Genomic DNA, 11,111 nt, shown 5'->3' with positions numbered 1-11,111 from the left:
AAGATCACTCCCCTGTGGCAGCACCGACTTCGACACTGCCTGCCGAGGATCCTTCGGACGGCTCTTCCTCCGCTGACCCGAAGCCAACAATCCCCGCGTACGAGACTGACCTTGAGCTGGGTCCCGAGGAGACGGAAGCCGTCGAAGGGGCGCTGGTTGCGTTAGACGAGTTCGTCTCATTTACAAATAGCCTCTACGAATCTGGCGGCAAGAATCTTGAAGGTGCGGACGAGGTCGCAGCTAAAGATTCATTAGACGAAGTGAATGAGGCGGCCAAGACGATGGTCGACCAGTCGAAGTCCTTGGTCGGTGAGGTCACCATTGAACGACGCACGATCAGCAAGATTGACCTAGACCGCCAAAAAGGAACAGTTCTCATTCAGGCTTGCAGCCCATCGCGGACCTATCATTTTGTGACTCCTGACAGAACCGCTCCTGCAGAAGACGATACAAGCAATCCAGAATTCGAATTCATGCTGCTCCTCAGAGAGAATTCTTGGAAAGTCGCAAAACAAACCTGGATAAGGGAAGAATGCGCTTCTTAAGGTTCGTGGCCCTGCCGACTCTCGCTGCCGTTCTAATGGTTGGACTGGTGGTCATCGCTGAGGCTCCTGCAACTGCGTGTTACTGGGTAGACAAGAAGTCGGGAAACTGTAAAGTAGTCGAACCTCCAGTCCCACAACCACCTCCTCCGCCCGCGCCCGGCCCAGGCGGCGGCTCCGGCGGCGGAGGAGGCGACAGCGGGGGCGCTGGCGGCGGCGGTTCCAGTGGCGGAGGCGGTGATGGCTCCGGCGGTGGAGGTGGACAGCCCGATTGCGTCCTCGAAGAAGTCGGACATATCTGTGCAGACCTGCCGGGCCCGGGCCCTGGTCCCGGTGGGGGCGGTGGCGGCGCTCCGGCGAGGCCGGCGCCACCCACTCGCATCCCGGAGTCCCAGTTCCAGACATTCGACATTCCATCTCCGACGATTCATGCCTGGCCCAAGGATTGGGCCGTCATCGGCAAACCAGCTGCGTTCTGGACAGACGCGGAAACCAGCTACATCGATATGACTCTGCTGACGTATGCGGTCACAGTGAAGGTCACTCCCGAGAAGTACTATTGGGACTTCGGCGACAACACCGGCGGAACGACGTCGAAGACGGGATCGAAGCCACGCCCAGGCGACGAGCCCCAGATCGGGCATGACTACCAGAAGACCGGTGCGAAAACCGTCGGCATGACCGCGACGTTCAGCGGGGAATTCTCCGTGGATGGTGGACCCTGGTTGCCGATCGATGGTTTCGCACACGTAGCGAGCAACGAGATCTCCATGGATGTCTACCGTTTCCACCGCTACCTCGTCGATGAGGACTGCTACATGAACCCTCAAGGACCTGACTGCAACTGACTCTCAGCTCGTATCGTCGTCGGTTCCATCTCCTCGATCGGCGACAGAGTTGTCCCCTGAAGCCTCACTCTCCGATGGCCCACTGCTGAAATCATCAGATTCTTGAGGTCTCGGAATCTTCGTCCGTGCATAGTCATTGTCTCTGGAGAATTTCGCCTTGGGTTCGAACAAGGCCGGTGCGAGAATAGTCTTCCATTCGGGAGGGTTGGGTCCGCTGCGAGTATGACGCATCCGTTTCAGCAGAGGAGGCGTCACATCCGAATAGTCTTTGCCGCTCGGCGTCGTCACAGTCACGCCATCCGCGGTGGCTGCGTGCTTCCACCCCGGGTGCTCTTTCGCATAGTTGCAGGACGCGCACAGCCCTGACGCGTTCTCCCATGAGGTCTTGCCGCCATCGGCATGCGGGTCGGCATGGTCAGCGTGCTTGATCGGCGCATCGCACCATGGGGTTCGACACATGTCGTCTCGAAACACCACCATCTGCCGCAGCTTACCGGTGAAAGATCGTCCCCGAGATTCCATACCGACAAGATGTCCGCCTTCAGCGGCGGTGAACATGCGGCGGATGAACACGGCAGCTTCATTGCTGGCGATGAAATTGCGTGCCGTCCTCGCAGGCAGTGGCCCGTACCCTGGAATCCAAGACGGCGCGAGGCCATCAGAGAAGAGTGACTTCGCATCGACGATCAGATGAACCTCGGTAGGAACGGCCGCAGCCGCAGCTTGGCCTGTCAGGCGTTCCACACACGTATCGGCCATGAATTGTCCGTGACTTCGATCATCGGTCGTTCCCTGCGCCACTGCAGTATCGGCAGTCGACTTCAAACCTTCGAACGCAGCCACTGCCTGTTGGAGCGGAAGCGTCGCAGACAGGCGACCCATCCCGTCACGAAGCGCGGTCAGCGTCACCCGCCGCCTGGCAGTGGCTCTCTTCACCTTTTCGGCTGCGTCATCCATTCTCAGTTCTTGGACCAATGCCCTGGTTTCCGAGCGCAGGCCCCGGATCCCGGACGGTCCCAGACTCTCACCCATCCGGGCATCGACGGTGCGCTTGTCTTCGTTCGTCAGCCCGTCCGTCTCTTCGACCATGACGCGGGCCTTCTGCTCAGAGATCTTGCCGACGGAAAGTGCTTTGTATGTTCCAGGCAACCCGCCGACGAGACACTGCGCAGTATTGAGGAATGCTCTGCCGGCGCCTGGGGAAGTCTTCTTCGCCAATCCGATCTCATCACCCACACGAACGCCCCACTGCCGCACAGGCAGCCGATTGAGTTCATCGCGCTTGACCCTTTTGGAAGCGAACTGAACCGTTTCTCTGGCTTGGGCGTATGACAACGTGGCCTTGAGTTCTTCGTAGGCGGTGATTCGATCGAGAGACTCAGCCTCACTCACGGTCCCTTCGAGTTCCCGCAGCATGGTGGAGAGCCGAGCGATCTCGGCGAAAAGATTCGAACCCTCCGTTGGGTTCCCAGCTGGTTGCGGGTCCATGAATTCACAGTAGATGACGCCACTGACATAGGAACCTGAAACAATGGCCAGATGGTGTGCCGCATTTCGGAGTTGCTGGTCGATTCCCATTGGCCGATCGTCATTATCGGCGCAGGTCAGGCTGGCCTTTCGGCCGCCCATTATCTCTGGCGTGACGGATTGGTGCCAGGCAAGGATTTCATCGTCCTCGATGCCGGGGCCGGTCCCGGCGGCGCGTGGCGTGAACGGTGGGACTCCCTCACGCTGGGTTCGACGAACCATGTGGCGGATCTGCCGGGGTTCCCACTGGGCACACCCGACCCCTCGGTTCCCGCCTCGGCGGTGGTCTCCGACTATTACTCGCGTTTCGAACGCGAACTCGAACTCTGCGTCGTCCGCCCCGCCGAGGTGGCCACAGTGAAGTCACCGACTCCCGGCTCGGGGCCGCTGGAGATGACAGCAAAGATCGACGGTGAACGTGTTCAACTATCAAGTCACTACCTGATCAATGCGACCGGCACGTGGACTCACCCCTACGTTCCGTTCGTACCCGGCATCGCCGAGTTCGAGGGCCGCCAACTGCACACGGCGAACTTCCGAGACGTCGAGGATTTCCGGGGGTTGAGGACCTTGGTCGTCGGCGGCGGCATCTCCGCAACACAGTTCCTGCTGGAACTGGCGAAAGTCACCGAGACGCTGTGGGCCACGCGCAGGCCCCCGAACTTCACAGCCAGGCAGTTCGACGGAAATTGGGGCCTCGAGGTCGAACGTGCCGTCCGCTCCCGCACCTTGGCTGGACTTGCCCCAGCCAGTGTCGTGCGCACGACGGGGCTGCCCGTTCGCCAGGATTTCCGTGACGGCATCGACGCAGGTGTCCTCGTCTCCCGTGGAATGTTCGATGCGATCCTGCCCCACGGTGTCCACTTCCCCGGTCGGGCCGACGAGGCGCAGACAACCTCGGAGGGGCTCGGCCCTTCGGCCAGCGATCATTTGGCAATGCCCGAGTCGTGGCAGCCGTTCGACCATGAACGAGTCGAAGAGGTCGACGTCATCTTCTGGAACACCGGATTCCGGGCCGCTCTCAACCATTTGGCGCCCTTGCGTCTGCGCACGCCCGATGGTGGAATCGCAATGGAGACCGAGGTCTCGGTCAAAGACGACCGACGGGTCTTCCTCGTCGGCTACGGGTCCGCGAGCTCAACGGTCGGCGCCACACGCGCCGGACGGATAGCCGCCCGAGAGCTGCTCAAACGGCGCACCGGAGAGCAGCGCACACGCACTTATGAGAGGGCCGGGGATTCGAGAACCTGACCGGCGAAGCTGACAGTCGGCAGCATCTGGGCGTAGAGGTCCGCAGTTGCCCCATCACTTGCCACGGTGGTCATCTCGACACTGACCTTGTACAGCCTGCCGTTATCGGAGATTCCGGCGACGGCTCCATAGAGCATCGACTTCGTTTCGTCGATGGAGCGGATCTCCTGCGGTGCGAGAAGCCCGTGGAATGTCCAGTAGACGCCGCCGGGCACCGTCCCCGACTTCTCCTCCAGGATGCTCGATCGGGATTCCCCGAAGGTCTGCTCCTGTGCTGTATCGACGATGCTCTGGCCGGTCTCGTCGCCGTCTTCAAAACAGTTGACGGTGATGATGGCGCCATTGTCGCGGCTGTAGAGCTGATAGCTGTCGTAGGCCATGTCATCGTTCCAACCGGAGCCCATCGCCAACTGCACCTCGACCGGGCATTCTGGCCCCAGATCGACCATCACCTGAGTCATCCCCGACGGGATCACAGGGCCATCTGACCCACGTTCCGTCTCTTCTTCGGAGCCGTCGTCGATGCCGATGCTGACCGGTCGTGAGTCACCCTCGTCCGTGCTGACACGCAGTGCTGAGCATCCGGACAAGAACATGCCCAGCACCAGCACACCGGCCAGGACGAGACTCCGATACATGCGCCTGCTTTCGAATGACGGAGGGGGCACTGCTGTGGCAGAGCCACTCACATAGTACCCACAGCAACTGCGGATTGCTCTGGCACAAGTGAAGTGCGGGGCTTAGCCTGGGACTATGACAGAGCTCCCGACCCTCGACGACGATGATGTCAATCGACTTCTGTGCATCGTCGCCCATCCCGACGACATGGAATACGGCGCCTCCGCGGCCGTGGCCAAATGGACCGACCAGGGCAAAGCCGTGTCCTATCTGCTCCTGACCCGCGGTGAAGCGGGAATCCGCGAGATGAATCCTGCAGAAGTCGCCCCCCTGCGAGAAGGCGAACAGCGGCAGGCGTGCACCATCGTCGGTGTTGAAGACCTTGAGATCCTCGACTTTCCCGATGGCCTCCTCGAGCCGAACATCGGACTCAGGCACGCGATCGCGAAGAAGATCCGCGAATTCGAACCCGATGCCGTGATGGTGACCAATTGGGAGCTCAAGATGCCTTGGGGCCTCAACCATGTCGACCACCGTGCGGCCGGAATCGCGACCATCGATGCCATCAGGGATGCCGACAATCCGTGGGTCTTCACTGACCTCAAAGACGATGGACTCGAGGCATGGAAAGCCGACAAGCTGTTGGTCAATGGCGCGGATGCCACCCATGCCGTGGTTCTCAACGAGGAACACGTCGACCGAGCCGTACGCTCCCTGGAAGCTCATGCTGTCTATCTGGAGGCCCTCCCCGACCATCCTGCACCGTCGGAGATGATCCCTGGAATCACGTCGGAAGCCGGAACACGGGCAGGCGTGCAGTACGCGCTGCCCGTGCAGGTATTCGACATGTAGCACCCGGCTCACCGAATCGGTGACCGGATGAGACGACTTCAGGCGCCGAGTGCGGCGACTGCCGAGTCGTAGTCCGGTTCGGTGCCGATCTCGTCGACGAGCTGCTTGTGGATGACGGTGCCCTTTTCGTCGAGGACGACGACGGAGCGGGCCAGCAGTCCGGCCAGGGGTCCATCGACCATGGTGACCCCGAATTCCTTGCCGAATGCGCTGCGGAAGCCTGAGGCGGCGACGACGTTCTCGATGCCCTCGGCGCCGCAGAAGCGGTCCTGTGCGAAGGGCAGATCGTTGGACACGCACAGGACCGTGGTGTTCTCCAGGCTCGCGGCGAGTTCGTTGAACTTGCGCACCGAGGCGGCGCAGACACCCGTGTCCACGCTCGGGAAGATGTTGAGCACAACCCGCTTGCCCGAGGTATCCGCGGAGTTCACTTCACCGAGGTCGGTGCCCACGAGGTTGAACGCGGGAGCCTGTACACCCTTCTCCGGGAGTTCGCCTACGGTCTTGACCGGTGTGCCCTGGAATGCTGTATGCGCCATGTTTCACTCTCACTTTCTTCCGTGATCATTGCTATCAGTCCCCACCCTACGTGAGATGACGGACACGAAAACCGGTCGTTCAGATCCGACGACGGCGAGCAGACCAGACCAGTCCTGCACCCAGTGCGATGATCGCTGCCGCGATGCCGATCGTCGTGACGAGGTCCGCGCCGGTGCGTGGCAAGTCGCCGCCGGCGTTCGCGTCACCGCGGCCGTTGGCTGAGTCAGATCCGTTGGCCGTTTCCGTCCCCTCAGATGAATCCGATGCGTCCGCCGAGGTGGCTCCTCCGTCGGCGCTGCCGCCGTCTGCAGTCCCGTCGGCTTCGGCTTGTGCCTGAGCATCCGCCTCGGCTTGGGCGTCGGAGTCTGCTGTGCCATCGTCGCCTGGGCCCTGGGTAGTTGTGACGACCAGCCAGTTCTCGTCGTAGAAGTCCGTGGGGTCGACAACCTCGTTGTCCTTCACCCAGTCGATGAGTGTCTGACGGACCTCGACCTGTTTGTTGTAGACCTCTTTCAGATCGCCGACCGGGCAGTCGCCGTCTCCGACTGCACCTGTGAGATGAAGTCGAGGATCGCGGTGTCCTCGTAGTACGAGGACGAAGCGCTCATCGTCTCGGTCATGGAGCCGATCTTCGCATTGGCATAGTCAATCGTCTTCTGGTGCGCAGATCGACCTCTGAGACAAACCGTGCCCAGTAGTTGGGCTGCGTGATGAGGGCCTTCGTGCCGACTTCGCGAGACACGACCTGGCTGAGTTCGTTCTGGTGGGTGTGGCCGGCAACGAGGACGTCGACGCCGGGAACCTTGGCAACTGAGGTGCTGACTTTCTCCTACAGCTTCGAGGGGCCCCAGACCTGGCCGTCGGGGTCTTTGCCGGAGTGTGAGAGCACGACGACAATGTCTACGCCGGCGTCCTTCATCTCCGGGACGTATTTCTTCGCGGTCTCCACGGGGTCGTCGAAGTGGACGTTGCCGGAGAGGTTGTTCTTGTCGCAGATCCGACTGCCGGGGGTCGTCACGCCGAGCACGCCGATAGTGATCTCGTGACCGGAGACGGCTTTGCTCACGAGTGTGTAGGGATCGAGATGTGTCTGCCCGTCATCGTCATTGATGACGTTGGCGCCCAGGGCCGGGAAGTCGACCTGCTCCTTGTACTTGGCGAGCAGGTCGAGGCCGTAGTTGAATTCGTGGTTGCCGACGACCTACGCGTCGTAGCCGACGTGGTTGTAGGTCTGGGCCATGGGGTGCGTCTCACCGGTCTCGGTGATGCGTTCCTGTTGTGCATAGTAGTAGGTCAGCGGGGTGCCCTGGATCGTGTCATCATTGTCGACCAGGAGCACCGAGTATCAGGGTCGATGCACGTGACATGTCCAGCTCCTCCCCGTCCGGGTAACGGGGCATTGGCGAAGTAGTCCCAATTGAGGACGTGTCCGTGGACGTCGGTCGTCGCCAAGAGCGTGAGCTCTCCGGTCGCCTCCGCCGCCTATCCCCTGTCCGGAGGCCCGCTGCCCAGTCCCGTCGCCGAGGCGGCCGCTGGCCCCGCAACGATGAGTGTCAGTGCCAATGTGGACGAGGCCAGGGTTCGCAAGCGCATCAGTCTCCAGAGATCGATGTGATTCAGATCCCTCACTCTCATCGGAAACGGCCCGAATCTGATTCAATCCTGAGCAAAATATGTACAAACTCTGTTGTCGCTACTGTTCGTCGGGTTGGACGTTCGGCGTCTTTGCCGAGAATTTCGACTCGACGACGATGAGGATGACGACGACGGCCGCACCGAGCAGAGCGAGGAGGATCGGGCCCATCGTGGGATCGTAGGGGCCGACCAGACTGCCTGCGCCTTCGCTATGCCCCTGCTCCGATGACTGCCATGGCCATAACGCACGCAGGGATCCCAGCATGAGTCCTGCCATTACCAGCAGAGTCCACCAGCGATGATTGTGCAGGAGGTGACGGAGGATATTGACGAACACGGCCAGACCGAGCACGGCACCGAGTCCGAAGACTCCGAGATAGACGAAGTCACGGTCGCTGACGGCACCGAGAGTCGTTGAGTACAGGCCCACGGCGAGGAGAAGGAAGGATCCGGAGACTCCCGGCACAACAAGGGCACAGATCGCGACAGACGCGGCAAAGAAGACCGCGATGAGCGGCGGATTCTCAATGTTGGCTCCCCCTGCCAATCCTGTCGCCCAGAACGCCAACACAGCAGGTATGACGAAGGCGAGCACACCACCGATCACAGGCTGGCGCGACGTCCGCCGTGGGAGCATCTGCAGGGGCACGGCGATGCTCGCCGCCACGAGGCCGAAGAACAGTCCGCGAGAGAGTTCGGGGTTGCCGGAGACAAACGACTCCATGACCCCGGCGATGGTGAGCACAGCTACCGCCATCCCGATGAGTGCGGGAATGACGAGGAACCAGTCGGTGCGACGAAACTCGGCCCGAGCACCCTGCCACCGGTTCGGTCCAGTGATCAGCGTTTTGGCTGCTCCGACGACGTGAGCGGCGGAGTCGATAAGCTCATCGTAGATTCCGGTCACCAGTGCAATCGTTCCCCCGGAGACGCCGGGAACAAGCTCGGCGCTGCCGATAAGGAATCCGCGCAGCACATCGAGCGGAATCAGGGCCTTGGATCTGGCTGGGGACTGGGTCTCTGGTGGCTCAGCTGTGCTCTTCGACATGATGGTTCAAGCCTAGGCGACGGACCCGAACGATTTATGCATGCCGCTGGCGTGTCCAGTGCAACCATGGCCTCAGTCGCCGACGGACCCGTCGATGCTCTCGCGGATGAGGTCGGCGTGGCCCGCGTGTCGGGCATATTCTTCGATCATGTGGATGAGCACCCACCGGACGTTGAACCGCTCCCCCGAGGACGGCTCACGTGCGACAAGGGTGTTCAAGTCGTTGATTCCGGCGAGGATCTCTCGCGACTGGTCACATGCCTTGGAGTGGAGGGCCAACAGGTAGTCAGGAGTGTCATCGGCTGCGCTGTCGAAATCCCAATCAGGATCAGTTTTCCAGTCGATACTCGCCCACGGCTCAGCAAGTTCCTCGCCCAGTATGTCTTCGACGAACCATTGCGCTTCGACCAGGCTCAGGTGTTTGATGATCCCGCCCAGGGTGAGGTTGGATGCGGCAACGGTCCTATTGAGTGCGCCTGAGTCCAGTCCCTCAAGCTTCCTGCGCAGGACCGCACGATAAAAGTCGAGGAACTCCTCCAGTCCTCGTCGCTCGTTCGGGGCTTCGGCCGGTTCGGCTGGCGGGCAGCTCATAATCAGAGCTCGCTTTCGTCGGTCGGTGTCTTCCGACCGATGTCGAAGACATTGCCTTCGGGGTCCTTGAGCGTGGTCCATTCGATGCCGTATTCAGCGAATGAGGCGACCTTCTCGGCTCCCAATGACACAGCTCGCTCAACATCGGCGGGATAGTTCGGGTCGTCGAGATCGATGTGCAGTGGGTTCTTGCCCTCGACGCGCTCCTCAACCTGCAGGAAAAGCATGCCCGGAGTCGTCGATTCGGCGTTGTGGACACCGCCGATGCTGGCGACGAATTCGTTCGCACCCTCGTCGAGGTCGACGCCGAGGAGTTCGGACCAGAAGATCGATTGGGTTTCGACGTCTTTGCAGTCGAAGGTGATGCTCAGCGAGGACAGGGACGCCATGGCTGATGGTCCTTTCGTCAATTTCTGCTCTTGACCTCACACTCTAGACGCAGGCCCTGACACCACAGTGTTTTTCTTGTCATATCACCGCTTTCACCCTCGCGGCTGCCGAGCCAGCTGCCGGGACTGGGCGACCAACCGGCCCGCAGAGTCCCAGAGTTCGCAGTCCTCTTCGAACATGCCCCCGGCGATATTGCGCGTGGACAGCTTCGCCCTGATCCAGCCCGGTGCCGGTACGGCGCGCAGATGAGCGGTCAGCTCCATGGTCGGGGCCCAGTTGAAGCGGCCCAGATCGAACATCACCGGAGGGAAAGCATCGAGAAATGCCAGCAGCGACAACGCGTCCGGCTCGGTGCCATCGGCCAGGCGGATCCAGCCTTGCAGCAGACCGCGACCGCTGGGTCGGCCGGCCGCGAAGCCAGCGGTCTCGGGATCGAGCCTCATGTCGTAGCGCTTGACCAAGGGAGCGGACTTCAGGAAGTCGCCGGGCCCCTCGGCGACGTTGATGCACTGATCCGGTTCCGGCAGTTCCGGTGGGGTGGCCGTGGTCGCTACGTCGTCGGGCAGGGCAGCGAGGTTGCCCATCGTCGCCAGTGCGGTGATCTTCGGTTCCTCGTCCTGAGTCAGGTCGACGGCGAATGTGGCACTGGACCGGCCTTCGCGGATCGTACGCGTAGTGATGTCGGCTCGGCCTCCCTGGCTGGGGCCCAGGTAGTAGGTGGACAGGACCATTGGGTCGGGAGCGTTCGAGCTGTTGCCGCGCAGGGTCTGTGCGATGACGCTGAGGAGGTAGCCGCCGTTGACGGCCCCGGCGACGCTCCAGTCCCCGTCGAGCTCGGCGGTGAAGGTGGATTCGGACTGTCGCTCGACTGCAATGGCAGACTCGAACTCGCTCAGGTGTGACTCGCTCAGATTGGTTTGCCTCATGTGACTCACATTACCAACTTCTGAACAATCGTCCGGTCAGTGCGGTCGGTTGACGTGGCGTTCGTTGCCATGGCGATAGTTGCCGGTCGCGCGTGCGAGCAGCTGCTGGTCGGAAACATCACTGCGTCCGAGCTTCGGAATCAGTGCCGCTGCCGTCCTGCCGCCGAGTTCCATCACGATTCGCCCAGCGCGAAGGATGATGAGCATTCCTGATTTCGTGATGCGGTAGTCGAACGGATCGTCTTCGAGGCCCAACGTCACCACTCCCCTGTTCCGTTGCGTCCGGTTAGCCTGGTGCCCATGAGCATATCTCTGTCACGTCTCGATCCCAATGGTGCCGATC

17 protein-coding genes are annotated in these 11,111 nt (G+C 61.4%); 5 read left to right on the top strand and 12 right to left on the bottom strand.

All coding sequences use genetic code 11. The features are described from left to right. A partial coding sequence (locus tag L0G76_RS10645; protein ID WP_304357216.1) for a hypothetical protein occupies positions 1–545 on the top strand: 545 nt, incomplete at its 5' end. A 32-nt stretch (positions 546–577) separates the two neighbouring features. On the opposite strand, the gene L0G76_RS10640 is transcribed toward L0G76_RS10645, so the two are convergent. After that, a complete protein-coding gene (locus L0G76_RS10640; protein ID WP_304357215.1) occupies positions 578–838 on the bottom strand; it encodes a hypothetical protein in 261 nt (86 codons plus the stop codon). Between the two features lie 210 nt (positions 839–1,048). Between L0G76_RS10640 and L0G76_RS10635 the strand changes: the two genes are divergently transcribed. Continuing rightward, entirely contained in the window at positions 1,049–1,390 is a 342-nt protein-coding gene (locus L0G76_RS10635) for a hypothetical protein (RefSeq protein ID WP_304357214.1), read from the top strand. Positions 1,391–1,393: 3 nt separating this feature from the next. Here L0G76_RS10635 and L0G76_RS10630 read toward each other — a convergent pair whose 3' ends face one another. Further along, positions 1,394–2,878 carry an HNH endonuclease gene (locus tag L0G76_RS10630; RefSeq protein WP_304357213.1) on the bottom strand — a complete coding sequence of 495 codons (1,485 nt, stop codon included), beginning with the start codon at positions 2,876–2,878 and terminating at the stop codon, positions 1,394–1,396. Positions 2,879–2,929: 51 nt separating this feature from the next. On the opposite strand from L0G76_RS10630, the gene L0G76_RS10625 reads away from it, so the two are divergent. Next, the gene (locus L0G76_RS10625; RefSeq protein WP_304357212.1) at positions 2,930–4,168 is read left to right on the top strand and encodes an NAD(P)-binding domain-containing protein; all 1,239 of its coding nucleotides are present in this window, start codon (positions 2,930–2,932) and stop codon (positions 4,166–4,168) included. Here the strand turns inward: L0G76_RS10625 and L0G76_RS10620 are convergent. Then, the gene (locus L0G76_RS10620) at positions 4,138–4,806 is read right to left on the bottom strand and encodes a hypothetical protein (protein ID WP_304357211.1); all 669 of its coding nucleotides are present in this window, start codon (positions 4,804–4,806) and stop codon (positions 4,138–4,140) included. The two genes, L0G76_RS10625 and L0G76_RS10620, sit on opposite strands and share 31 nt — an antisense overlap. Positions 4,807–4,921: 115 nt before the next feature. Here L0G76_RS10620 and L0G76_RS10615 point away from each other — a divergent pair, with 115 nt between their 5' ends. Then, the gene (locus L0G76_RS10615; RefSeq protein ID WP_304357210.1) at positions 4,922–5,638 is read left to right on the top strand and encodes a PIG-L deacetylase family protein; all 717 of its coding nucleotides are present in this window, start codon (positions 4,922–4,924) and stop codon (positions 5,636–5,638) included. A 38-nt stretch (positions 5,639–5,676) separates the two neighbouring features. Here the strand turns inward: L0G76_RS10615 and tpx are convergent, their stop codons facing one another. The 4 genes from tpx to L0G76_RS10595 form a co-directional block, all read right to left on the bottom strand. After that, positions 5,677–6,177, bottom strand: coding sequence for a thiol peroxidase (tpx, locus tag L0G76_RS10610; RefSeq protein ID WP_304357209.1), 501 nt, complete (start codon positions 6,175–6,177; stop codon positions 5,677–5,679). Positions 6,178–6,256: 79 nt separating this feature from the next. After that, positions 6,257–6,640 (bottom strand): LPXTG cell wall anchor domain-containing protein, encoded by a 384-nt coding sequence (locus tag L0G76_RS10605; RefSeq protein WP_304357208.1) that lies wholly within the window; start codon positions 6,638–6,640, stop codon positions 6,257–6,259. A 367-nt stretch (positions 6,641–7,007) separates the two neighbouring features. Beyond that, positions 7,008–7,244 carry a hypothetical protein gene (locus L0G76_RS10600; RefSeq protein ID WP_304357207.1) on the bottom strand — a complete coding sequence of 79 codons (237 nt, stop codon included), beginning with the start codon at positions 7,242–7,244 and terminating at the stop codon, positions 7,008–7,010. A gap of 135 nt (positions 7,245–7,379) precedes the next feature. After that, on the bottom strand, positions 7,380–7,517 hold the full coding sequence (locus L0G76_RS10595) for a hypothetical protein (RefSeq protein ID WP_304357206.1): 138 nt from the start codon (positions 7,515–7,517) through the stop codon (positions 7,380–7,382). 117 nt (positions 7,518–7,634) lie between these two features. On the opposite strand from L0G76_RS10595, the gene L0G76_RS10590 reads away from it, so the two are divergent. After that, a complete protein-coding gene (locus tag L0G76_RS10590) occupies positions 7,635–7,793 on the top strand; it encodes a hypothetical protein (RefSeq protein WP_304357205.1) in 159 nt (52 codons plus the stop codon). 78 nt (positions 7,794–7,871) lie between these two features. Here the strand turns inward: L0G76_RS10590 and L0G76_RS10585 are convergent, their stop codons facing one another. From L0G76_RS10585 to L0G76_RS10565, 5 genes are all read right to left on the bottom strand, one after another. After that, positions 7,872–8,861, bottom strand: coding sequence for a DUF368 domain-containing protein (locus L0G76_RS10585; protein WP_304357204.1), 990 nt, complete (start codon positions 8,859–8,861; stop codon positions 7,872–7,874). A gap of 72 nt (positions 8,862–8,933) precedes the next feature. Then, positions 8,934–9,452 carry a DinB family protein gene (locus L0G76_RS10580; RefSeq protein WP_304357203.1) on the bottom strand — a complete coding sequence of 173 codons (519 nt, stop codon included), beginning with the start codon at positions 9,450–9,452 and terminating at the stop codon, positions 8,934–8,936. Positions 9,453–9,454: 2 nt separating this feature from the next. Beyond that, positions 9,455–9,841: a VOC family protein gene (locus L0G76_RS10575; protein ID WP_304357202.1), complete on the bottom strand. Its 387-nt coding sequence runs from the start codon at positions 9,839–9,841 to the stop codon at positions 9,455–9,457. A 93-nt stretch (positions 9,842–9,934) separates the two neighbouring features. Next, a complete protein-coding gene (locus tag L0G76_RS10570; RefSeq protein WP_304357201.1) occupies positions 9,935–10,768 on the bottom strand; it encodes a thioesterase family protein in 834 nt (277 codons plus the stop codon). Positions 10,769–10,804: 36 nt separating this feature from the next. After that, a complete protein-coding gene (locus tag L0G76_RS10565; protein WP_304357200.1) occupies positions 10,805–11,032 on the bottom strand; it encodes a hypothetical protein in 228 nt (75 codons plus the stop codon). Between the last annotated feature and the right edge of the window lie 79 nt (positions 11,033–11,111).

The sequence above is a fragment of the Brevibacterium picturae genome, from assembly GCF_030453725.1.
In the GTDB taxonomy this organism is placed as follows: domain Bacteria; phylum Actinomycetota; class Actinomycetes; order Actinomycetales; family Brevibacteriaceae; genus Brevibacterium; species Brevibacterium sandarakinum_A.
Note: the sequence above shows the minus strand (reverse complement) of the source record. Positions and strands in the feature narration are given on the sequence as shown.